Source organism: Solimicrobium silvestre, assembly GCF_002976435.1.
GTDB lineage: Bacteria > Pseudomonadota > Gammaproteobacteria > Burkholderiales > Burkholderiaceae_D > Solimicrobium > Solimicrobium silvestre.
The window spans coordinates 1-24,680 of sequence record NZ_PUGF01000033.1; the positions used below are offsets into that span (position 1 = coordinate 1).

Sequence of the window (24,680 nt, forward strand, 5' to 3'; positions counted from 1 at the left end):
TTTGCCAAATCCAGTCCAATTGCAGTAATATTTTCCATGACGCTTCCCCTCACTTAAGTAGTGTGTTGAAACTCTACTTTGGCACATTGCGATGCCGTTGTGGGCGGGAGGCGTCCATTACATTAACCTACGAAACTGCAGCCTTCGCATCACAAAAAAGTGAACCTAATATTGCGACTACAAGGATGACAATTATTCCAATCGATTCAAAATGTCGAAACTTACTTAAATTCATATGGAAATCTCTATTGAAGTTAGCCCGCGTACGGATTAGGGTGTATTACGCTGTCTACTAATACCTCCTACTTATTACAGGCAACACCGGCTATTCACACGTGCAACTAGGTTCTTTTACACAATAGCCTATGCCAGCATCGATATTGGGATCTGGAATATGAACGATGCCCTTTGTGCATACTGCTTTTTTTGTTGCTGGACATCTTGCTGAACAATAAGTACTACAAAAATCTGTTTTTTCAGCATTGCAAGAGTGTTCCGGCAACGTTGTGTTGGAATAAATAGTTTGGTTTTCTATCCCTTTAATTTCAACTTTAGCTAAACCAAATTCATTGAATTCACCTGCATTATCAAATTGCGGGCTGATGATCGGCGCGCCCATTTTGTTGATATATCCAAATTTTCCATCTAATTGAGCCGGAGCAATGCCATTACTGGAAAAGGAACCTGCGTAAATAAACTGAGCTGAGATCGCAAATTCTCCCTTGGTATTAAGGTATCCCCACAGTCCATTTAATGACACTGGGGCGAGCCCGTCTTTCGAAAAACCACCGGTTGAACCATATATGGGTTCTATAACAATTTCTCCCATTAAATTCATGAACCCATGTTTTAAATTTTCTCTATCCTGTATTTGAATGAAACCATTGGAATACCCAGCTAAAATATATTTATCCATATTCAAGTATGGAATGAACTTTCCAAGTTGATCTATAAAGCCACAGCTCTCTTTAATGCATGCACGAGCATAATTTCCTGGTATCTCTGTACCAAATCCATACGCAGTTGAAAAGTCTGTGGGAATAACGATTTCACCAGATTTATTGATGTAACCCCATTTATCCTCAATTTTTATTGGAGCTAAGCCATTCAAAGAAAATCTATAAGCCTTATCGAATTTAATTGGAATAACAATAGTTCCTTTTTGATCGATAAATCCCCATTTCCAATTTGATTCCACTAAAGCGAGGCCATCGTCAAAAAAAACTGTCACATCATGGAATTGAGGTTGGATTACCCATTGTCCGTGTTTGTCAATATAACCCCATTCATCACCCTTCACGGCAGCTGCTAGCCCTTGTGATGAAAACTGAACGTGTCTTAAAAATTCCGAGTGATAAAATTTTATTTCAAATTTAGGTTCAATAGCATACGCACCACTCGAATCTATGTAACCCCAGTAATTTCCAACCTTTACTGCCGCAAGATCGTTGATCGCAAAATCACCTGCATCCTCGAACTTAATTGAAATTACAACCTCACCTTTCGTATTAATAAATCCAGCTCTTCCATTTAAATGAACTACAGCCAATCCATTTTTAGAGAATTCTCCAATTTGATCGTAAATTGGTTTTACTACAAGATCACCCTTTTCATTAACCAATCCGAATTTTCCTAGCTTCGGCAACCTAGGCGAGATAGCATTCACTGAAGAAATCGTAATAAAAGTTAAAAATATTAAAATCGCGAAAAATGATTTTGATTTCATTGAGATGTGGTTATTGTTAATAGATATGATTTAAGTCTTGTCTTGAATAACTATCGTCCGACTGACTCCTTCATACCGCAAGTCGAAATTCAAGAAATTTCACTACAAATATTTTCAAACTTCAATATTGATTTCTCTCTCTGCTGGGCAAAGCTTAAAGTATTGCCGTGAATTTACTGAAAAGAAAAATGAATACATCCAATAAGCAAGCGGAAGAAGAAATACCAAAATCGTAGCAAAGTAAACAAATTCATACCTTTCAGAAATCGCGCTTGGATTTATAAATATCATCGGCATTATTTCCGGCAGCATAGTAGCCCCAATGAATACAAGGCCTAGAATTCTTCCGATTTTTGAACGTTTATGCAAAGATATCAGCAACACGACCAATATAAAAATTATGGCAAGTTGAACTCCAAATCTCACTATTACGGACATTCCAAATTGAGCTAGCGATTCATGATTTATCATCCGAATACTCATTCTCACAATCCCCATTAAAAACGCAAGGAGGAAAACGGAAGCTAATATTTGCACCAACAGAACTGATTTTGGTTTTTTGGGTACCTGTTCTGAAATAATATTGGATGGCTTGGAATTTAATGAGGTTTCATTCATTATGATGTTTTTATTTTTTAAAATAGTTAGTTGAAATCGCCGCAAATATTTTACTTGAATAACGTGGAACTAGTTTCCATTTGTCGGTTTCACGCCTTGAGCAATTCAGCTCATAGGTTGGACTACCAATTTAAATTTTCATTTTTTTCTCAATCGTGCCCTTACCGTGCAACTTTGAAGCAGTAAGTACACCTCCCGAAACACTTAAATTCAAATTTCCAATATTTATGCCGCTGATCTTTTACTCTCTCGTATGAAATTACAATAGACTAACTGCCCATGAGCGACCAATGAACCATGGCGCGCATACGACACCAAAAATTAATACAAAATGGCTTATTTGAGAATATCCTGCTCAGGCTTTGGACAAGCACCGACAAAAGTCGCAATCCTGTCAATCTTGCTTTCACCTACCGCCGTTATCGGCGTGACGAGCAGCCATGGCGCTCCAAAATTTGCGTATGACTTATAGTCATACTGGTCATCAGACGAACGGGATCTTGTTCGTGATACTCGTAGCGAATAAATGGGCACGCTACTTTGCACATTTAAGGTGGACGCCAACTCCGTATCCGTTTCTGAAACACTTCCAGGCTGCAGTCCAACTTTTCCATCTATTAGTTGCGGCCAAAATTTCCCTTGCGGCAAACTACTGGGCCGAGTTACGCACACGGTCTTTTCGGCATAACAAGATTTATTCACTATGCTACTTTCAGTGATGTGCTTATCTACTATATAGCTTTGAATTTTCCACAAACCTGGCTTCAAAGGAAGCTCCGCGCTGGCTCGCGCTACGGAATAGTCGGTATCGTTTTGTTCGCACGGCGTTTGCACACCAAACCGCATCATAGTCAATTGGGATTGCGCTAAAGCGTACCCCTGCTCTGTCGCTTTTTGATACCAATGCTCAGCGTTACGATAACTCTGCCCTATACTGTCGCCGCCAAATTCTTGCAGGAATCCCAGCTTAAATTGTGCTGACGGCAAATTTCTCCATGCAGCTCTGGCGTACCAGTCACCCGCTTTTCCTAAATCTTTTTTCACTCCCAGACCGTATTCGTACAGCACACCTATATTGTATGCAGCCGCTTCCGGCGTAAGAGAAATTTTGTGGTTATATGCACCTGGAGGTAACGGTATAACCACTCCAGCAGCCTTGGTGTACCAAGCAAGAGCTTGCTGGTAGCTTTGCTCCACTCCACCGCCAATGGCATACAGAATACCCAAATGAAATTGAGCATCAGCAAACCCTAGGTCAGCAGCCTTGCGATACAAAAAGGCCGCTTGTTTATAATCTTGCGCTACGCCTTGACCATTTTCATACATTGATCCGAGCTTGTCTTGCGCACTTACTTCTCCTTGATTGGCCGCTTTTTGATACCAAGATATCGCCTTGGAGTAATCCATATCCAAGCCCCGCCCATATTGGTAAAGCATACCCAAAATCACCTGTGCTTTGACATTTCCGCTCAAGGCAGATTCTTTATACAACTGCGCTGCTTTCGTATAGTCCTTATCAGCGTAGTACCTTTCGGCATCGTCAAGATCGTTCGCCAAGACAGAACGAGTCAATAACGCGAATACCAGTCCTATTGCGAACAATCTCCAAATTATTATCGCGAAATTTTTAAAATTTCCCACATCCACTCCTAATCACTATTGTTTAAGTCAGCTCGTTGGTCTGACAACTCGTAACCTGTAATCTGAAATGACTTGCAATCTTAGGATGTATTACAGGCTACGCTGGCTCTTTGGATAATTCCTTATCCGGCATTTTTAGCATCTGCATCAACTTGTCTTGCATCTCGTCAGGTGTAAAAGAAAAGGGGGGATTCCCGCTTAGTTGAAGCTTGATTCTGGGTATTATTCCCGCTATTTACCGTCGATCCAATTTGATCGTTTTGAGCTATCGCCGCATTAAATGGGACGAATACCATTAGGCATAGCGATGCTAGAAACATTGATCTCATCGATGATTGACCTGTTTATTTCAAATATTCAAATTGCCGGGTAACCTACCTGGCTTCTGAAGGCACGTTGTCGCGCCGATTAATTGCTCGTTGTAGCATCATGCGAGACAGGAGTTTATGAAACGGCATGATGGTACACAAGTAGACTCTTCCAAAGAGACTGTTAATTTTAACCAAGGTTGAAATCGTCACTTCCGATCCCTTCAGACTAGGTTGAATGCTTATCCAAATCCGAAAATCCAGATGCTTGTCGTCACCACCAACGACGACTTCAGCGCCCGTATTTGAAATAATCGGAAACACGTCAATCTTCCCCATCCCGCGATCGCTAAAGTCAATACTTGCCCTTAGTCCGAACGGCGCCACGATTCTGTTACGCAAGGTCATCAGACATCTGGCCATGTGTGGCGGATCGGCGAACGCGGCGCGCGCTGCTTGTGCGGCGTCGACGTAGGTTCGATCTGCCTGACCGGAATAACCATCGGCAAAATCAATGTGCGACAATCCCGACGCACGAATTGCCGCTGTCGGCGCGGGAATCAACAAAACTTTGTTTGTCATGAGTATCCTCTGAAAATATAGTGCGGTTAAAATCTTGAAAATATACAGCTTCGATTTCTCAGTTCTGAAAAATAAAGATCCGCGCAACTGTCTCCTTGCCGTTTTTTGCCGTTCAGATTCTACATGACGGTTGTCGTTTGTAAACATGCATGACCAACATGGGTCATTTAAAGATGGGAACCTACGAGCTGATTGCAAGTTATTACAGGTTACAAGTTGGACAAATGTCAGCAATCGATAAAGGTCCAGCTATCCGCGCCATCGAAGTGGCGCACCCTCACTGACTCTTGCAGACCGGGGTCAAAATTATTTAGATTCACACCATGCCTGGCTCCCAGCTCTCTATCAATGGGTTCCCAGTGCGTTGCGCAGCCGCATATTTTGCATCGGATTATCCTTAGAGTTTTGTCACCCCAGACATAGTCAGTTGTATTCTCCGGGTGCCCCTCGATGCGAACCGTTCCGAATGGATAGTAAGACCACAGACCGCCCAACCGCCTGCAAAGCGAACAGTTGCATTTTGTTGCTACCTCCGGCATCGAAGGTAGCGTCAAGCGCACCGCGCCACAGTGACAAGAACCTTGCAGTATGGGTAAATTTGACGTTTCTTCAGTCATGTTGCGACTCCTTATTAAATTAAATTCCCTAACTCATATTGGCTGTCTGCTTTTTTATAGCTGGGCGCGGGCGCCCGGCGGGTAAGTGCCGATTCCGAGCCTTCGCTATAAAACACCGATCAACTCCAAACCTGCGCATTGCAGCCTTTCATCAAAGAAGCACAGCTCGTATGTCGTAATAGCAAAACGTATTACACCAATTTCTTAATCAACATAATTCGTCGTTACATCACCAACTCGTAATCTGTAATGACTCGCAATCGTAGAGTGTATTAGCCAAAGGCGTAATACACCAAACAGTTAATCAACTTAAATGCTTCTTAACTATACTTATCGATGATTTTCTGAAAATGGTGCATTACGCCTTTGGCTAATACACCCTACTTATTACAGGTGACGCTGGCTACGCTTACAGGTTACGCGTTATAGGGATGGAGTCTGTGCATGCACAGACCGTTCCACAGGTGAGTTGCATGCAACTCAAAACCCCTGCTACACCGTAATACGCTTCGCAATTAGCGCCCCACTAAGTACAAGCTACTTTAGTCTTGCAATAAGTCCATCGAACAAAGAAAACACTGGCTCTACGCCATAGCCAGCCAGGAATGCGAGGGCAAGGGGTTGCAGGTTGGCCTTGGTTGATAGATCGGTGAATAGTCCAATCACCACACCCATCAGCGCGCCCAAAGCTATACGAACCAGGTTTCGAACTGGTGAAGTGGTTGTAAATGTTGTGCTCTTAATTTGTTCAGAAGTGAAGCGCAACACATAGGCCAAAGCACCAATGCTTCCTAGGAACACAGGCAAGAGAAACTGCAGTAAGATGCCAGAAAAAAGGCGAGCGCGGTCTGATGCCAAAGAGGCTAGGGTTGAGGTAATGATAACGTTCTGCTGGGCGGTGTCACATCTATTGATCCAGTCGCTCAAGTCACCGGACTGCAACGAACCTGATGAATTTTTGAATCTAGGTAGGATTTCGGTCAAGAATTCGCCCGACGCGTACAGCCGAGTCGACTCAAGATTCAAGGCGTCTATATCGTGAATAATATTGTTATAAGAAGCTGTTTCTCCATCTGTCCATTCGTGCTGCTTGCCATCCTTTCCGAGCATCTTGGGAGCAAGCAAATCGCATTTTGCGCGCAAATCTACCGAGGATACCTGAAGTGTCTTCGCCTTCTTATCCAAGTCATCCGAGAGATTGGTATAGATCCAAGTAATGAGTTGGAATCCAACAATGATGCCTAAAAGTGCCAAGAGTCCCACTGTATAGCGACGTGAACTTCTCTCCCCCAAAGACTCATTGATTGGCGCACGCCAAAACCTGATCCGAAACCGCAGTGGAATGTTTCGGTGCTCAGCACTAAGACCATCCACTGTCACAGGCTTAATAAGGGAACACAGGGCGTTGAAGGCAGACCAAAATTCTTCAGAGGTGGTTGGTGACCACGTCTTCTCAATCTGCGCTTGTCGTGCCTTTGCAATTGCAACTACAAGTGCCTTGTCGAGGTCCGTGACGTTCTCGGCCGCGAATCGGATCAACGGACCGCTTTGACCCAGCGCCACCTTCTCTGCATCAGAAGGAAGCCCGACCTCGTTCGCTTCCGAAGGTTTAGTTACGTTTGTCGGTGAGTCAATTTCCATTGAAGTTCTCCAGGTTGGTGGCTCTTATGTCCCAAGCAATTATGCATGAACCGCTTCATCAATGGGTATACGTTGATAACCGCTGCACGTGCTAGTTTTCCGACCATGGCAGCAGATAGGTCGCGATACGCCTAGCGCGTAGGGGGTATTAGCTGACAGCGCAATACACCAAACAGTTAATCTACTTAAATGCTTCTTGACTATATTTATCGATGATTTACAGATTAGGGTGTATTACGTTTTGAACTGCCCCCAAAATTTTCAGCCAGTGCTTTCAGGTTTATCCCGGAAGGTATTCGGGTAATTCTCCCGCAAAAATCGCACTGCGGGATCGAAATTGGTTTGATACCAACCCAATTTCACACAGGAACCGTCTTCAAACTCAAGCTTTGCGGTCGCCTTATTTGTCATATTTAAGACCAACAAAACATTTTGCAACTGACTGAGTTTAAATTCCCGTTGTCCCAGCCAGCCAAATACACGTTTTACTATTATGACGCTTTCGTAGACTTCACAGGTCAACGAAAATTGGTATATCCCAGCCAAGCAAAGAAGAAAAGAAACACCAATTTTTGCAACGCCAACGGAGTGAGCTTCAGGGGAATGTAATCCGTACACAAATAACGCACCACAAAAGACGCACCCAAAGAGGCATAGAGCAAGTGGCCAAGGAGACCTTAATGTAAAGGAAATACTATTCATGTTTGGTAGATGCAATTTAGATTTTTCATTCGCTCACTATATCTTGCTGAATTCGGTCTTTGTCTTTGTCTTTGTCTTTGTCTTTGTCTTTGTCTTTGTCTTTGTATTTTTACTATAGATGAGCAACTCCAAACCTGCGCATTGCAGCCTTTCATCAAAGAAGCACAGCTCGTATGTTGGGCTGGAGCTTCACCAGCCCAACATTCTTTAATTAATCATGACGATCATTGAATACATACATCGCCAAGTAATTTGGTGTTTTGCGTTTTTTACTGTTGAGTGTTGGGCTGATGAAGCTCCAGCCCAACCTACGAAACTGTAATGTGAATGACTTGCAATCGTAGTGTGTATTAGCGTAACACACCCTACTTATTACAGGCTACGCGGGCTTAATGACATTGACCTCGCCAATTCAATTAACCGAGGATCTGCTTTAACTAAGACATCCAACAGTAATCGTTTCTCCTTCAAATAAATCACCGCAAAATTTGGATCGTGCTTCACAATGCTTGAAGTATTACTAATGAGATCAGCGCATTTAATTGTTTGAACCCACGCCTCTGCACCGGCAAGTCGTTTTCTTGATGCCTCTTTACGTTCAGCACGATTTCCAGTTTCTAAGTCAGACAACATTTCAACGCCGTATCCAATTTTCTCCCCAAATTCCTCATAAATAGCAGACAATTTAATACCACAATCCTCAACACAATCATGTAGCCAGGCGGAAGCTATTGCAAAATCTTCTGTCAAAACCGTCGCTGTAATTCCAGCCACTTCAGCGAGATGATCGACATAAGGATTACCTGAATATTTCCGAACATGATCTTTATGCGCTTCTCTCGCAAACAACAGCGCTTTAAATGCTACGTCACCCATGATATTTCCTAGAAAAACTATTTAATTGAATTCGATTGTTCGTTTGGTTTGCCTGCAGCCATTGAGCGAGCACTGGTCACTCGTAACCTGTAATGACTTGCAATCGTAGCGTGTATTAGCGTAAAAATTTACCTGCCTTAGCTTCAAGGAGCCTAATTAACTCAGGTTGCATAAACTCATATTCATCAGGTATTTCCAAACAAATTACACGCTTGCCATTGAGATGGGATTTGAATTTAGCGGACAGCTTATTCCTATGAGTCTTCTCCATCACAAATATTATATCTGCCCAAGCCAACTGCTCGGGTGAAAGCGAAACGTTGGCATCATTACCGAGGCCAGCTGAATCAGTCTCAACATTCGGCCATGAAGAAAAAATTTGTTCAGCCGTTGGACTACGTAACCTGTTTTGAGTGCAAATGAATAATGCGCGTTTCAATTTATTCTGCCTTATTGTTGTTAAAGATTAAATGTTATTTTTGACTGCAAAGGACCACTACTTGACTTTCAAATGCCCACGACGAATTGCTCTGTTCCGTAATTCAACGACCCATGGGTTACTAAACTCGTAACCTGTAATGTGAAATGACTTGCAATCGTAGAATGTATTAGCGGAAAACGCAGTACACCAAACAGTTAATCAACTTAAATGCTTCTTCAATATATTTATCGATGATTTACGGATTATGGCGTATTACGCTTTCCGCCAATACACCCTACTTCCTACAGGCTACGCTGGCTTCTACATTGCGGCCATTCAATTTAAGAAAACCAGACTAAATATTGGATGAATCAATTAAATTCTGATTCAGTTCTGCATATTGATTGAGTAAAAACCAAACGGATTCGCTTCCCAACATCTGTTCACTTATTTTTGAAAATTGATGAGAAAAATCCGATGGTAATGAATCTATAAATTTCAGTCTAGATTCTAAATTCAACTCAGGATTTGGATCTTCAAAAAAGGCTAATGATTTTTTAATGCCTTCAGCTTCTTCAAACGCGCCGATTTTATTATATGCATCGATAAACATTTGATATGGGGGATTTTCAGGGAAATCGCTTGAGAAAAAATATTCTAAACCACCATTATCGATAATTCCTTGTGCTGAATATACGATTGCGATGGTTTGCAGCGGGTCTTTCATGAGTTGAATATTGCCACCGGCTTTATCAAGTTTAGCAAAAGATATTTTTGAAGCCGATTCGAGAAAGTCAAAAGATTTCATAATTTAATTTATTTGTGAATGGCTGATATATTTATCCGACAGCACTTTCCGCTAATACACCCTGCTTATTACAGGCTACGCGGGCTTAATCACCCATCTAACGGTGTCTCGCAAAAAATCGATATGCCGCACTAGTAAATCATTATCTTTACGCTGCAATAAGTTCACCGCAAAAAAATAGGTGTCCCCTTTATGCCATGCGCGACGGTAATTCGACATCGGTTGTTTTACCTTTCCATGCGGCGTAATACGCTTCGCTATTAGCGCCCTACTAAGTACAAGCTACTCGGACTACATATTACGGGCTACGCTGGCTGTAATGTGAAAAGACTTGCAATCGTAGGCTATGCTGGCTACAGGTTACGAGTTGCGAAAAATGAGGCAGTTCTGCACGATGCACAGGGCAGCAGCAGTGAATGCAATTGGTCAAATATTAAATAGCAGTTCCCCTATCGTTACCAGGCCTAACCATAAGTCGATCATCTCTTTGACGGCTGCGACACTGTTGAACAAATTCTGCTGCATCTTCAACGCTTGAACTGAATCGATCAAACTCTTCTTTATTGATATCGTAATATTCCTCGTAATCTACCAAGTTATTACTAACCGGAATTGACAAATAATATTTTCCAGCTTCCTCTTCAACTCCGACCGAAAATCTCTCATTTTTGTAAACAATGGCATCCTTAAATTTCAATTTAATCTCCTAATTTCTGTATGTAGCAGCAATAACAACCTATCCTTCGGCTTTTGACCTGCATAAGACTTATCGGCGCCTCATCCGATATCATTAAGCGATACCTATACCTGAAAAAATAAGCACCGTCTGCCGCTAGTGAAGTAATATCGACTGGGCTATTTCCCCCTAAATTTTACTAGCCCGCGCTTTCATTCTGGCCCTCACCTCTTTCATCGCCTGCCCATCGTCGCAATGAATCATAAAGTGTTTTTGGTCATTAGGGCATTCGATGCCATGTAAAACCATTCCGGGCTTCCAATTTTCTGGGACGGTCTTAATAACGGAAAAACACACTGGACATTGCAAAGATTGCCCTTGTTGAATTAACTTTATGACCTCAGCACTAGAGGTCTGGTTTGCAATTAGCTGACTCATTAACTACCTCCGAATGGATATTTTCCTTGTGGCAAATCTGGGCACAACGATTGAAAGTCATTCCAGATATTCAATCTTTCATCCAAGGATGGCCTAACTCCGTTTTGAAAAAGCGATTCATTTCTAAAGGCCTGATATTCTGTGTATTGGGTAATCTGCGGAATTCCATTAAAAAAACCATTCTGATGCGTAGCTTCATGAACAATTGTGGATGCGGCTTCTTCAGGAGAAGAATGTAGAGCCATATTCACTGTCACATCATTTGTATTCGCATTAAACAAGCCCATTGCATTCATTTCAGGATCATTCACGAATGCAACAGAAGTTCCCTGATTTTGTAATCGTGCATAAGAAGCAGATCCCACCGGATTTTCGGCGAGAATATTTGCTGCATTGATGTCAAAACTCTTGTCAACGACATTTAATGACGAATCGAAAGAAAGTTTCGCAGTAACAGGCACGATATCAGCAGTCACAGGCGTCACATTATACCTAGTTGGAGGCACGCCATTCACATCAACTCGTATCTATGGACTCCACCCGTTTTGCAAGAAGAATTTGATTTCAACCAGTAGGTAAGTTTGCGTGCATCTAAGGTGTAATAGCAAAGTGAACTGCCCCCAAACAGTTAATCAACTTAAATGCTTCTTAACTATACTTATCGATGATTTTCTGAAAATGGTGCATTACGCCTTTGGCTAATACACCCTATTTTTTACAGGCGACGCCGGCTACGATTACAGGTTACGCATTAGATGTTTATCAACGCTCTTCAATAAAATCATCAAATTTTCTTTGTAGCATTCGACGAAGCATTTTAATGTGCAACCTAGACTCTTTTATTCGCTGATAGGCCTCTAAAAAATCGGCACCTCTATCTCCATTATTCAGCCTTTCTTCAAAAAGTTTTATATCTACTGTTAAAGTGTCTTCCGATTTGGAAATGTCTTCAAGACCACGGTTATATTGTTTTAAGCGGCGATCAAATTCTAAGTCCGCTTTATAAATTAAGGCCGCGGCGATTAGCGAAACACCCAACGGGATATTAATAAGTTCATACATCCTAGCAATGACGTTATCAGCTTTGGCATTTAGCTGTAAGAATAAATATACGGAGGGACTAGTAATATTTTTTAAAGTTGAATTTAATTCCTCGGATGTTGAAGAAAAAAAATAATTAGTAGCAAATGTAATGGATAGGAATATTAAACCCAATACAAACGGTATCCAAGGTTTTTTCTTCCAATTCCAACCGGCAAAATTATAAGTAATTAAAATAATTACTAGTGGCCCTATTGCCCCAGAAAGAATTAAATAGAAATAAAATGAATCCATGGTTTTCAATCCCCTTGTATTATGATTTTCAGTGAGTCTAAATTACGCATTATTTTGTTTTACCTTCCCATGCGTCGCAATACGCTGCTCTTTATAGGAATCTCTTCACTCAGTAATTTTGGTAGCTTGTTGAAGTAATGCTTTACGCTTTGTTTCGGATAGGCCGGAATAAATAAGAATGATTTCGGCCAACCGATCATCGGCGCAGTAAAAAAAAGCTGGTGAGATGCCGAGTACTTTTGCGATTGCCTCAACAAATTGATAGGTCGGTTCATGTATGCCACTTTCATAGCGGCTCATTCTGGCGCTGCTTGATGATTCTTCAAGGCCTGCCATAACCCCTAACCGATCTTGCGACAGGTCGCGGGACTGCCGTGCCTGTCGCAAGCGACGGCTAATGATAGTATTTTTGGGGTGAGTTGGATTTGACATTCTCCGATAATCGTAGATTGTCTTGCCTTTTACTCTACGTTAATCGTAGAATATGAGGCACAACAATAAATGTGGCACTAACCGTTCAGCATTTATTCAACATGTAAATAATAGTTCATTGAATCGTGTATTACTTTCTGGAAATTAGTACGCTTCATAGCATTAGTTAACGTCGCTGAAATGGTGGAATTTAGACCTTACCTCTTTTTATTTTTTATATTACCTGTCACCTATCAACACTCAGGTAAATCCCCGAGGCAACTCACCGCCTCAACCCCAAGCATCAACTCACCAAGGAATCACCATGACAAAAGCATTTGCATCGCAAGCAGATTTGGATGAAAAGAAGATTTCATTTACCCAGTTGTCCGAGAACGCATGGGCGTACACCGCAGAAGGCGACCCGAATTCCGGCGTCATTATTGGTGACGATAGCGTGCTGATTATCGACACCACCGCCACGCCTGCCATGGCACAAGATCTGATCGCGCGCATCCGCACCATTACCGATAAGCCTATCAAACACATCGTGTTGTCGCACTACCACGCGGTGCGGGTGCTTGGCGCTTCGGCTTATTTGAAGGAAGGCCTTGAACAGATTATCGCCAGCCGTGGCACTTTTGATCTGATTGTGGAGCGCGGTACCGCGGATATGAAGTCGGAGATAGAACGCTTTCCGCGGTTGTTTGCAGGCGCTGAATCGATTCCGGGGTTAACGTGGCCGACGCTGGTTTTTGAGTCGGAAATCACGTTATTTTTAGGCGCGCTCGAAGTCAAGATTATGCATCTGGGTGCGGGCCATACCAAGGGCGACACCGTTGTCTGGATTCCCTCGCAAAAAATTTTGTTCTCGGGCGATTTGGTTGAATTTGGCGCGGCCTGTTATTGCGGCGATGCGCAACTGGGCGAATGGCCGATGACACTCGACGCATTGAGTAATTTAAGCGCTGAAAAATTAGTGCCCGGTCGTGGGCCAGCGTTGCTGACGCCAAACGAAGTCAATATCGGGTTGAACTACACCAAACATTTTGTAATTACCTTACTCCAGCAAGGTTACGCGGCAGTGGAACAAAACTTGGATTTAAAAAATGCGATGGCATTAACCCGTAAGGTAATGGACCCGTTGTTTGGTCACGTATTCATTTATGAGCATTGTTTGCCTTTTGGCGTGTCGCGCGCGTTTGATGAAGCCAGCGGCATTTTGCATCCACGCATTTGGACGGCGCAGCGGGATCAAGAAATGTGGGCGGCGCTGCAAAGCAAATAGACGCATCGCATCGCCCGCACATAAATTCATGACTACATAAACACATAAAAATACAAACAGGGAAAAGTAGTACTCAGTTTTGGAGTTCGCTTTGATGAATAAGGATTATCAGTCTTTGACATTTACCTATCAACCACGTCAGGCAAAAAGGGATGTGAAGGTGCATCCGGTTGTGGTGGTTGGTGCTGGCCCGGTTGGTTTATCTGCGGCCATCGCGTTGGCGCAGCAAGGTATTGCGGTGGTGTTGGTGGATGATGACCACACTTTATCCACCGGCTCGCGTGCTATTTGCTTTGCTCAACATACGCTGGATATTTTTAACCGGCTGGGCTGTGGCGAGCAAATGACGAACAAAGGCGTAAGTTGGAATACGGGGAAAATCTTCTTTAAAGATCAACAGGTCTACAGCTTTAATCTGCTGCCTAAATCGGGTCATCAACAACCTGCCTTTATCAATCTTCAACAATATTATGTGGAAGGCTATTTAGTTGAACGGGCGCTTAAACTGCCGTTGATTGATCTGCGCTGGAAAAACAAGGTCGTCGATCTACAGCAAGATGCGCATTGTACCAATCTGACTATTGCCACGCCAGACGGCAACTACACGCTGCGTGCGCAGTATGTCATCGCTGCCGACGGGGCACACAGTTCGGTCAGGCGCATCATGGGGCTGGACAGTGTTGGCCGTACGTTTAAAGATCGGTTTCTGATCGCGGATATAAAAATGCACGCGCCGTTTCCATCCGAACGCTGGTTTTGGTTTGATCCGCCTTTTCATCCCAATCAATCCGTTTTACTGCATCGCCAGCCCGATAATATGTGGCGGATTGATTTTCAGTTAGGTTGGGATGCTGACCCAACCGTAGAAACCAAACCGGAAAACGTTATTCCTCGCATCTGGGCACTATTGGGCCATGAGGCGAAATTTGAACTGGAATGGGTTAGCGTCTATACCTTCTCCTGCCTACGCATGGAAAAATTTCGCCATGACCGTGTGCTGTTTGCAGGTGATGCAGCGCACCGCGTTTCACCGTTTGGCGCACGTGGCGCCAATAGCGGGGTTCAGGATGCCGACAATGTGGCGTGGAAATTGGCGTTGGTGTTAAAAGGGTTGGCATCCGATAATTTATTAGATAGCTATGCGGAAGAGCGCGAGTTGGCCGCGGATGAAAATATTCTCTGCTCCACGCGGTCTACCGATTTCATCACACCCAAGAGTCCCGTCAGCCGCTTTTTTAGAGATGCGGTGTTACAGCTTTCTAATAAGACGTTATTTGCACGCCAACTGGTCAATAGTGGCCGATTATCGACGCCTTCGGTATTGCTGCAATCGTCATTAACCACGCCGGATAGCGATGTATTTGCGACCGAACTTATGCCCGGCTCAGTTGCTGTGGATGCGCCAGTGCGTATCAATGGAAATAGCGATTGGTTATTGGCGCAACTTAGGCATGAGTTTACGGGCGTGTATTTTCATACCGGTTGCGTAACGGACTTGAATGCACAGACCGTATCCCAATTGAACGATTTGCAAAATGGCCTCATCCCTTTTCAAATCATCTTAATCAAGATGGATGATCCTCTGAGCTCGTTCAACATTGATGCGCATCTGAACTCGTCATCAGCACAATTAACCAACTTCGTTATTCTTGAAGATGTCGACCATCTGGCAGCACAACGCTACGACGCCGAAGATGCCACATTTTACTTAATCAGACCAGATCAACACATCTGCGCACGTTGGCGGCAGTTTGATGTAGCGCTAGTAGAACAAGCTCTGCAAAAAGCCTGCGGCATTCGTTAGCAGATAGGGCCTGCCGAAATGAGGCGGCCACTTTCTGCACGACCAACTCAAGCAAATTAAATCTAATTCAACACATTGTCAGGAGAAATCATGTCTATTAACACCGCACCCAATATAACGAATCACGACTTATTTTATGACTGGTTAATTCAGTGCCACCACGATTTAACCAATGATCAAAGTCAGGCGATGAATGCGCAACTGATTTTAATTCTTGCCAACCACATCGGTGATTTGGCAACGCTCCTCGAAGCGATGACATTGGCGCGTGATGGCGTACGGCATCGGTGAATAAATAAATTAGGACTTACGCAAAATCGTCTTCCTCGCGAATGCGGGGATCCAGTAGCACGTAGTGCTTTCACCGCTAAGTGTGTGAATTCCTAGATTCCCGCCTACGCGGGAATGACGTTAATGGTGATTGGAGCGTAAGTCCTATAAAAAATGAATGCGGCAAGCGCCTGCATCTTCGCAGGCATTTTCTACTTCATGAACATATGCGCCCTTATAAAAACAAATTACACGAGACAATCATGCTTAATCAATCAGACTACCCCAATGCCAATCCTTCATTAACAACCAGCGCTCAATTTGATGCCAGGCTGTACCGAAAAATCGCATTGCGCATCATTCCATTTTTATTCGTTTGCTACGTCATTTCATTTTTGGATCGCATCAATATTGGCTTCGCCCAATTGCAGATGAAGACCGATTTAGGATTTAGCGATGCTATGTATGGCATAGGCGCAGCCGTGTTTTATATCGGTTACGTTTTATTTGAGGTGCCGAGCAATTTATTGCTGGAAAAAATCGGCGCACGCAAAACCTTTGTGCGCATCATGCTGTTATGGGGACTGGCCTCGGTCGGTATGATGTTTGTGGTAACGCCTAACCATTTCTATAGTTTGCGTTTTTTGTTGGGCGTGTTTGAAGCAGGATTTTTTCCCGGCATTGTGCTGTATCTCACCTACTGGTTTCCTCCAGCCAGACGCGCCGCGGTACTAGCCATTTTCTTCGCGGGCGTGGCAGTCGCTGGCGTATTGGGTGGTTTGGTGTCGGGCTGGATTATGCAGAGCATGGGCGGTGTGATGGGCATGTTCGGCTGGCAGTGGATGTTTTTGATTGAAGGTTCACCCGCACTTATTTTGGCTGGTATTGCGTACTTCTATTTAGACGACAAACCTCAAGATGCCGCATGGTTGAACGATGCTGAAAAACAGCGTATTGCCGCTGATCTTGAAAACGAAAATACCCTCAACATTGTGACCCCGACGATCTTATCCTTGCTGAGCACTATGCGTATTTATATGTTTGCCTTTGTGTATTTTTCATTGACGTGCGCATCATTAACGCTCAGTTTTTGGATGCCTGCCATGATCCGTGATTTTGGTGTGACCGATGTGGTGGAGATTAGCCTCTACTCTGTGATTCCAAACGCATTGGCGATTATCGGCATTATTACTATTTCGCGCCACTCAGATCATAAGAATGAGCGAGTGGGACATTTTGTATGTTGCGCCTTGGGCGGTGCGGCGTCATTACTGCTATTGACTACGCACCCTGGTAACTTTGTGCTCACAATGGGACTATTGTCGATTGCCACGACATTGATATTTTCTGCTTTACCGATATTTTGGGCGATTCCTACTTCTTATTTATCCAAAAAAATGGCTGCTAGCGGCGTAGCATTAATTAGTAGCATTGGCATTACGAGTGGGATAGTTAGCCCGTATGTGATTGGGCAGATAAAGATGGCAACAGGGGGTATGGATTTGGCTATCTATTTATTGAGTGGTTTATTGGCGGGGAGTTGTTTTGTGTTGGTGTGGGTTACGCGGCGGAAGTGAGGTACATACAGTCTAACTTTAATTAGTTAAAACGGAAGCTGTGGCATTCTAAACTAGCCATAGTTTAGAATGCCCCAGCATACAATTACAATGATCGATCTAAGTCAATTTAACTACATTGATTATTTACTTTGTCGAAATTTAGCCGTTAATTTTCAGTAATCGGCCATCAAATACCACGCCACTACATGGATTTGCACCAATCGCATACGACAAATCTGCTGGTCTATCGACATCCCACAGAGCAAAATCGGCCTTCATGCCAACGGCCAACTGCCCTATTTTGTCTGACATTCCCAACGCTTTTGCCGCATTCCGCGTCGTGCCCTGCAAAGCTTCCAGCGGCGTCATTCTGAATAAGGTACAGGCCATATTCATCACCAACAATAGTGATGTCATTGGCGATGTGCCTGGATTGCAATCGGTTGAAATGGCGATGGGAACGGCGGCTGCGCGTAAAGCAGCTAATGGGGGCAACTTGGTTTCACGTAAAAAATAATACGCGCCGGGTAATAACACCGCGACCGTGCCTGCTTCCGCCATGGCAGCAATGCCTTCATCCGATAAGTATTCCAGATGATCGGCAGATAGACCTTGATAACGGGCGGTGAGCGCAGCGCCACCTTGATCGGATAATTGTTCGGCATGCAGTTTTACCGGCAAGCCGTGCTTTTTTGCTGCTTGAAAAACGCGCTCGGTTTGAGCATGGCTAAAACCGATTTTTTCGCAGAACGCATCTACCGCATCCACTAAACCTTCTTCAACCAAGGCGGGTAACATTTGCTCGCAAACCAGCTCAATATACGCGTCTGCCCGGCCTGCATATTCTGGTGGTACCGCATGCGCGCCTAAAAATGTGGTGCTGATTCGAACCGGTAATTCTTGGCCGAGTTGGCGAGCAACGCGCAAAATTTTGGCCTCAGTCGCCAAATCCAAACCGTAACCGGATTTGCATTCCAAGGTAGTTACGCCTTCTTGTAACAAGCGCATAACCCGGACTAAACTTTGCGTAAACAATTCAGCTTCGCTGGCAGCACGAGTAGCTGTAACGGTGGCGACAATGCCGCCGCCGCGCTTGGCAATCTCTTCGTATGAAACGCCGTTTAAGCGGTCTTCAAATTCATTACTGCGATTTCCACCATACACAATATGGGTATGGCAATCAATCAAACCGGGCGTCAGCCATGCACCTTTGCCGTCGTAGATATGCTTGGCGCTATGATTATGCGGCAACGCAGATTGACTACCCAACCACGCAATCACGCCGTCTTTAACCGCGATTGCGCCATCCCGGCATTCGCCGTAACTGGCATCATCCGACATGGTCGCCAGATGAACGTTAAGCCAAAGACTATCCCACTGTGGAGTTTGCATTGCTGTCACCATTCATTGTAATTTGCACGCAATAAAAACTGCTGCCAGCAGTGCTGTGCAACGTGTATTCATTGACTTCTTCAGTTGAGGAAAATTGCAGTGTTTCATCTTCGTGCAGATCGAGATCGTACGTCGTATTTTTTCCGCGCAGTTGCCCGGAACCTTGCGCGCAGTAAAGTAACACTGCGCCTACTGGCAATTGCCGCGTTGCTGCACCAACCCAGTGGTTTAATTTATGCGAGCAAATCGAACGGCGGCTCATTAAATTAAAGTCGCTGATTGCGCCATTGATTAATTCAGCATGGGTTGCTGCGTCACCTGCAAAAATGGCGATATTATTTTCTGCATCGACTTTCAGGCTAAATTCATTCACCGATAACCGCATGCCCGAACCTTGTAAAAGTGCGAGCGAACGATCAATACCGGCGAAGTGAGAAAAACCGCCATCACTAACTACTTGAGCACGACTAACGCGCCAAATAAAATCTTCTAACTTAGCGTGTTCTGGAAAAACGGCAATTTCAATGGTGGTACCTGCGCCGTTTTTCCAAGGCATGCTGCGGTAATCAGCGGGGCTTAGTTTTTTCATGAGTAATAAATTACGTATGCATAGAATTCACGAACCAATTGGTAGGGGCATCCCTTGTGGGTGCCCTTCGATAAATAACTAAATTGTTAGTTCCTGGTAACCAAGGGCACCCACAAGGGATGCCCCTACGAAAAATAATGTCACCGTTAATTAACATAGTCACTCGCGTAAATCCTACTTAGGTTAAAAGTTACGCTAAATACAATCCAGCAAACACTTCTTGGCAATTCACGCTTAATGCACCGGCGAGTACCATTTGTTTAGCGGCTTCGATGTCCGGTGCAAACAAGCGGTCTTGTCCGTAGAAGCTGACTTGAGTACGAAGACGCTGATGTACTTCAGCCAGTTTTGGTGCTGTGGCTAATGGTGCATGGAAATCGATTCCTTGCGCTGCGGCCAGCAATTCAATACCAACGATAACAGCCGTGTTGTGCGCCATTTCATGCAAACGACGTCCAGCAAAAGTCGCCATACTGACGTGATCTTCCTGGTTAGCCGAAGTCGGCAGGCTGTCTACCGAAGCCGGATGTGCCAACGATTTGTTTTCGGAAGCTAACGCAGCGGCAGTCACGTGCGCAATCATGAAGCCGGAATTCAAACCCGATGACGGCACCAGGAATGGTGGCAAACCTGAATTGGAAGCATCGATTAATAAGGCAATACGGCGTTCGGAAATAGAACCGATTTCAGCAATCGCCAAAGCTAAGGTATCTGCTGCAAAAGCTACTGGTTCAGCGTGGAAATTACCACCGGAAATAACTTCTTCGGTTTCCACAAACACTAATGGATTATCAGTAACCGCATTCGCTTCAATCAACAAAGTACGCGCCACATTATTAATCAGGTCCAGACATGCGCCCATCACCTGAGGCTGACAACGCAAGCAGTAAGGATCTTGTACGCGCTCATCATCGACTAAATGCGATTTGCGAATCGCGCTGCCTTCTAATAATTCGCGATACAACTTGGCGGAAGCAATTTGCCCTGGCTGGCCACGTACCGCATGAATACGCGCATCAAACGGTGCATCGCTACCTTTTGCTGCATCAATCGACATCGCACCTGCAACAGTAGCGGCTTCTAATAAACGCTCTGCTAAAAACAAGCCATTCAACGCCAATGCGGTTGACACTTGCGTACCATTAATCAGCGCCAAACCTTCTTTAGCGGCCAATACCACCGGTGTAATGCCGGCTTGTTTCAATGCATCCATTGCTGGCATTATTTCACCCGCCACACGCACATCACCTTCGCCGAGCAAAGCCAGTGTCATGTGTGACAACGGCGACAAATCGCCTGATGCACCGACCGAACCTTTAACCGGAATGCAAGGTGTAATGCCTGCGTTGAACAGCGCGATCATGGCATCAATAACTGAACGACGAATGCCTGAAACGCCGCGTGACAAACTACCGATTTTCATCAGCAAAATCAGGCGTACGACATTATCGGCAATCAACTCACCGGTACCCACTGAATGCGACAAAATTAAATTGCGCTGCAACAGTTCCAGCTGATCGTCTGGAATCCGTGTTTTAGCCAATTTACCGAACCCGGTATTAATCCCATAGGCCGCATCGCCGCGAGCCACAATATTAGCAATCGCCGCCGCAGAAGCATCAATCGCCACATACGCTTGCGGCGCAAGCGCCAAGCTAGAACGCGTCTGCCAAACTTGACGTAAATCGGCCAAACTGAATTGACCTGGTTGAATAGTGAAAGTTGACATCATGATCAATAATCCTTGTTGTATTTAAATTCTTAAAAAACGTGGGCATTTACAAGCCCACTTTGAATGCACTGGAGTTGGGCTCTGCATAGCCCAACCGTTACGCCAGCGACTGGCATACCAGTCGAAACCCTGGCTACACCACAAAACCGTGCCCACCCTACAAATCTACCGTGTCGCTGCTGTTGCTTTTGAATTTGCCGTTGCTTTTGACCTACCCCCACTTCTAGTTCGGCCGGTTATTTTACGAATAAATGGATCAGAAAGGTTCGCTGTTTGAGCCGCAGGCGAGTTTCGAACTTTTCCCATTTATTCGTAAAATAATCGGGGTTTCCGAAATAGCGTGGTCGCCTTTTTGGGCCTACCTTTTTTGGCGACGCAAAAAAGGTAGGTAGCTGTCGGGCTACCCCCGACCAACTAAACTCAATAAAAACAACAGACAGTAAAATCGATCCAATCCTTACTTAATCATCGGCAAATTCAACTTATTCCGCTTAGCACAAGCCACCGCAGTTTCATACCCAGCATCAGCATGCCGCATAACCCCAGACCCAGAATCATTCACCAACACCCGCGCCAAGCGTTTAGCGGCAGCATCAGTACCATCCGCCACAATCACCATTCCAGAATGTTGTGAGTAACCCATACCAACCCCGCCACCGTGATGCAATGACACCCAAGAAGCCCCGCCAGCCGTATTCAATAACGCATTCAACAACGGCCAATCAGAAACTGCATCAGTACCGTCTTTCATACTTTCCGTTTCACGATTCGGGCTAGCAACCGAGCCGGTATCCAAATGATCACGCCCAATAACGATAGGCGCTTTCAGTTCACCATTTTTAACCATTTCATTAAACGCCAAACCAGCAATATGACGTTCACCCAAACCTAACCAGCAAATTCGTGCTGGCAAACCCTGGAAGGCGATACGTTCACGCGCCATGTCCAACCAGCGATGCACGCCTGCATTTTGCGGGAATAATTCTTTAATTTTGGCATCTGTTTTATAAATATCTTCCGGATCACCCGACAATGCCACCCAACGGAACGGGCCTTTGCCGTCACAAAATAAGGGGCGAATATAGGCAGGTACAAAACCCGGGAAATCAAAGGCATTTTTAACGCCGGCATCAAAAGCCACCTGACGAATATTATTACCGTAATCCACCGTTGCAATGCCCATTTTATGGAATTCCAACATGGCATTAACGTGTGCTACGCAACCAGCGGCAGCCTCAGCAGTTAAACGCGCATGTTGTTTGGAGTCTAATTGTGCGGCCTTCCATTGTGCGACGGTCCAACCGATTGGCAAATAACCGTTAATTAAATCATGCGCAGAAGTTTGATCCGTAACCAGATCCGGCTTGATTCCACCGGCTTTGGCACGCTTAACTAGCTCTGGCAAAATTTCTGCGGCGTTACCTAACAAGGCAATTGAAATAGCTTCTTTTTTAGCACAATGTTCAGCTACTAATTCCAGCGCATGATCCAAGTCACGCGCTTGTTTATCGACATAACGGGTACGAAGGCGGAAATCAATACTGGTTTGCTGGCATTCAATATTCAATGACACTGCACCGGCAAAAGTAGCAGCCAACGGTTGTGCGCCGCCCATGCCGCCTAAACCTGCTGTCAATATCCAGCGACCTGCCCAATCACCATTAAAGTGCTGGCGACCAGCTTCTTCAAAGGTTTCAAAAGTACCTTGAACGATGCCTTGTGTACCGATGTAAATCCAGCTACCCGCCGTCATCTGGCCGTACATGAACAGGCCTTTGCGGTCGAGTTCATTGAAATGTTCCCAGTTCGCCCATTTTGGTACCAGGTTTGAATTAGCGATTAAAACGCGCGGTGCATCTTCATGGGTTTTAAATACCCCAACCGGCTTACCGGATTGCACCAACAAGGTTTCATCTTCGCCCAACTCCTTCAAACTCGCGAGAATTTGGTCATAACAGGCCCAATCGCGCGCGGCGCGCCCAATACCGCCATACACCACCAAGTGCGTTGGATTTTCTGCTACTTCAGCGTCCAGATTGTTTTGAATCATGCGATATGCCGCTTCGGCAACCCATGTTTTGCATGTTTTTTCTGGCCCGCGTGTAGCGCGAATTACACGAGTTGCGTCATAGCGAGGATCGTCTTTTAAGCTATTCATGGTCTTCCTTCATGGGATGGGTTGGTGATTTTCGAATTCTAAGTTGTATATACAACCAACGCAAGCACTTTTTTGTTGCATCAGGGCTTACGCAAAATTGTTCCAGCAACGAGTTTGCCAAGACCTGCCGACGCAGGCAGTACTTAAGTACGCAAAGAAGAGCACAACGCCGCTGGGGCGATTTTTCGTTAGCCCTTTTAAATATAAAACATCGGCGGCGTTACTCAAGTACTTAAAAGGTTTACTATTCGATTCTTATGCAATTATTTAGGCTTTGTTATCTTCATGACTATCCAAACTGCACAAGTTTCCAGGCTAATCAGCAACTCAACTATTCCTGCATTTCAGCAAATCAAAGACTACATCAGGGATGAAATCCAGCAAGGTGCCTGGAAAGAAGGCGATGCGATTCCTTCTGAAGCGGTTCTTGCCAAACAGTTTGTCGTGTCACGCATGACGGTGAACCGGGCAGTACGTGAATTATCGAACGAGCAACTACTAATCCGCATTCAAGGTTCTGGCACGTTTGTCGCACAGCAAAAATATCAAGCTACTTTGGTCGCTATTAAAAGCATCGCCGAAGAAGTGAGAGCTCGCGGGCATGTCCACAGCAGTGCATTGCATTTGCTTGAAAAAGGCAAACCAAGCGCACAATTATTGCAGCAATTTAATGTAGAAACGGGACATGTTTTATTTCATTCTGTGATTGTGCATTTTGAAAATGACATTCCGATTCAGGTCGAAGATCGCTGGGTTAATTCAAGCTTAGCGCCAGCTTATTTACAACAAAATTTTTCCAATATCACGCCGAATGAGTACCTGATGGCTGCTGCACCGCTGCAAGAAGTCCATTACCGGATTGAAGCGGTCGTAGCGCCTGCCAAAATTGCAGAAATGCTGGCAATTCCAAGCACCCTGCCCTGCCTTGTTTTACATCGCGAAACTATTTCTCGCAGTCAAATCGCTTCCATTGCGACCATGTGGCACCCGGGTAATCGTTATCAATTTGCAGGTCAGTTTTAGTCATCACAATCATACAAATTTTTTAACCATATACCCGCATGTAGCATTTTCCACACATATTTAAT

The 24,680-nt window shown here is 44.6% G+C and carries 23 protein-coding genes; 5 read left to right on the forward strand and 18 right to left on the reverse strand.

Features of this window, described 5'->3' with window-relative positions:
* Positions 1–325: 325 nt before the first annotated feature.
* From S2091_RS21855 to S2091_RS21930, 14 genes are all read right to left on the reverse strand, one after another.
* Positions 326–1,726, reverse strand: a complete 1,401-nt coding sequence (locus tag S2091_RS21855) for a WG repeat-containing protein (RefSeq protein ID WP_105534100.1) — start codon at positions 1,724–1,726, stop codon at positions 326–328.
* A gap of 114 nt (positions 1,727–1,840) precedes the next feature.
* Positions 1,841–2,344 (reverse strand): hypothetical protein, encoded by a 504-nt coding sequence (locus tag S2091_RS21860; RefSeq protein WP_133166958.1) that lies wholly within the window; start codon positions 2,342–2,344, stop codon positions 1,841–1,843.
* Between the two features lie 336 nt (positions 2,345–2,680).
* Complete coding sequence (locus S2091_RS21865) at positions 2,681–3,916, reverse strand: tetratricopeptide repeat protein (RefSeq protein ID WP_133166959.1); 1,236 nt, start codon at positions 3,914–3,916, stop codon at positions 2,681–2,683.
* A gap of 443 nt (positions 3,917–4,359) precedes the next feature.
* A complete protein-coding gene (locus tag S2091_RS21870; protein WP_165795066.1) occupies positions 4,360–4,875 on the reverse strand; it encodes a DUF2867 domain-containing protein in 516 nt (171 codons plus the stop codon).
* A 227-nt stretch (positions 4,876–5,102) separates the two neighbouring features.
* Positions 5,103–5,492, reverse strand: coding sequence for a GFA family protein (locus S2091_RS24845; RefSeq protein WP_105534104.1), 390 nt, complete (start codon positions 5,490–5,492; stop codon positions 5,103–5,105).
* A gap of 537 nt (positions 5,493–6,029) precedes the next feature.
* Positions 6,030–7,133: a hypothetical protein gene (locus S2091_RS21880; RefSeq protein ID WP_105534105.1), complete on the reverse strand. Its 1,104-nt coding sequence runs from the start codon at positions 7,131–7,133 to the stop codon at positions 6,030–6,032.
* 261 nt (positions 7,134–7,394) lie between these two features.
* Positions 7,395–7,835 carry a hypothetical protein gene (locus tag S2091_RS21885; protein ID WP_133166960.1) on the reverse strand — a complete coding sequence of 147 codons (441 nt, stop codon included), beginning with the start codon at positions 7,833–7,835 and terminating at the stop codon, positions 7,395–7,397.
* A 372-nt stretch (positions 7,836–8,207) separates the two neighbouring features.
* Positions 8,208–8,711, reverse strand: coding sequence for an HD domain-containing protein (locus tag S2091_RS21890; RefSeq protein ID WP_105534107.1), 504 nt, complete (start codon positions 8,709–8,711; stop codon positions 8,208–8,210).
* Between the two features lie 115 nt (positions 8,712–8,826).
* Positions 8,827–9,150, reverse strand: coding sequence for a low molecular weight protein tyrosine phosphatase family protein (locus tag S2091_RS21895; protein WP_105534108.1), 324 nt, complete (start codon positions 9,148–9,150; stop codon positions 8,827–8,829).
* Positions 9,151–9,487: 337 nt separating this feature from the next.
* Positions 9,488–9,940, reverse strand: a complete 453-nt coding sequence (locus tag S2091_RS21900) for a DMP19 family protein (RefSeq protein WP_105534109.1) — start codon at positions 9,938–9,940, stop codon at positions 9,488–9,490.
* Between the two features lie 433 nt (positions 9,941–10,373).
* Positions 10,374–10,637: a hypothetical protein gene (locus S2091_RS21910; RefSeq protein WP_105534110.1), complete on the reverse strand. Its 264-nt coding sequence runs from the start codon at positions 10,635–10,637 to the stop codon at positions 10,374–10,376.
* A gap of 416 nt (positions 10,638–11,053) precedes the next feature.
* Complete coding sequence (locus S2091_RS21920; RefSeq protein WP_105534112.1) at positions 11,054–11,530, reverse strand: hypothetical protein; 477 nt, start codon at positions 11,528–11,530, stop codon at positions 11,054–11,056.
* A 286-nt stretch (positions 11,531–11,816) separates the two neighbouring features.
* Complete coding sequence (locus S2091_RS21925; RefSeq protein ID WP_105534113.1) at positions 11,817–12,389, reverse strand: hypothetical protein; 573 nt, start codon at positions 12,387–12,389, stop codon at positions 11,817–11,819.
* Between the two features lie 105 nt (positions 12,390–12,494).
* Positions 12,495–12,821, reverse strand: coding sequence for a helix-turn-helix domain-containing protein (locus tag S2091_RS21930; protein ID WP_105534114.1), 327 nt, complete (start codon positions 12,819–12,821; stop codon positions 12,495–12,497).
* Between the two features lie 304 nt (positions 12,822–13,125).
* Here S2091_RS21930 and S2091_RS21935 point away from each other — a divergent pair, with 304 nt between their 5' ends.
* The 4 genes from S2091_RS21935 to S2091_RS21950 all read left to right on the forward strand — a co-directional run bounded on the left by S2091_RS21935 (position 13,126) and on the right by S2091_RS21950 (position 17,739).
* Entirely contained in the window at positions 13,126–14,088 is a 963-nt protein-coding gene (locus S2091_RS21935) for an MBL fold metallo-hydrolase (RefSeq protein ID WP_105534115.1), read from the forward strand.
* Positions 14,089–14,182: 94 nt separating this feature from the next.
* Entirely contained in the window at positions 14,183–15,892 is a 1,710-nt protein-coding gene (locus S2091_RS21940) for an FAD-dependent oxidoreductase (protein WP_165795067.1), read from the forward strand.
* Positions 15,893–15,982: 90 nt separating this feature from the next.
* Positions 15,983–16,183: a DUF2783 domain-containing protein gene (locus S2091_RS21945; RefSeq protein WP_105534117.1), complete on the forward strand. Its 201-nt coding sequence runs from the start codon at positions 15,983–15,985 to the stop codon at positions 16,181–16,183.
* Positions 16,184–16,425: 242 nt separating this feature from the next.
* Positions 16,426–17,739 carry an MFS transporter gene (locus S2091_RS21950; protein WP_105534146.1) on the forward strand — a complete coding sequence of 438 codons (1,314 nt, stop codon included), beginning with the start codon at positions 16,426–16,428 and terminating at the stop codon, positions 17,737–17,739.
* Between the two features lie 141 nt (positions 17,740–17,880).
* On the opposite strand, the gene hutI is transcribed toward S2091_RS21950, so the two are convergent.
* The 4 genes from hutI to hutU form a co-directional block, all read right to left on the reverse strand.
* Positions 17,881–19,113, reverse strand: a complete 1,233-nt coding sequence (gene hutI / locus S2091_RS21955) for an imidazolonepropionase (protein WP_105534118.1) — start codon at positions 19,111–19,113, stop codon at positions 17,881–17,883.
* A complete protein-coding gene (locus tag S2091_RS21960) occupies positions 19,091–19,702 on the reverse strand; it encodes a HutD/Ves family protein (RefSeq protein ID WP_105534119.1) in 612 nt (203 codons plus the stop codon). Before S2091_RS21960 ends, hutI begins: the two co-directional genes overlap by 23 nt.
* A 190-nt stretch (positions 19,703–19,892) precedes the next feature.
* Positions 19,893–21,434, reverse strand: coding sequence for a histidine ammonia-lyase (gene hutH, locus S2091_RS21965; RefSeq protein WP_105534120.1), 1,542 nt, complete (start codon positions 21,432–21,434; stop codon positions 19,893–19,895).
* A gap of 457 nt (positions 21,435–21,891) precedes the next feature.
* On the reverse strand, positions 21,892–23,592 hold the full coding sequence (gene hutU, locus S2091_RS21970; protein WP_105534121.1) for a urocanate hydratase: 1,701 nt from the start codon (positions 23,590–23,592) through the stop codon (positions 21,892–21,894).
* A gap of 285 nt (positions 23,593–23,877) precedes the next feature.
* Here hutU and hutC point away from each other — a divergent pair, with 285 nt between their 5' ends.
* A complete protein-coding gene (hutC, locus tag S2091_RS21975; protein ID WP_105534122.1) occupies positions 23,878–24,615 on the forward strand; it encodes a histidine utilization repressor in 738 nt (245 codons plus the stop codon).
* Positions 24,616–24,680 lie beyond the last annotated feature (65 nt).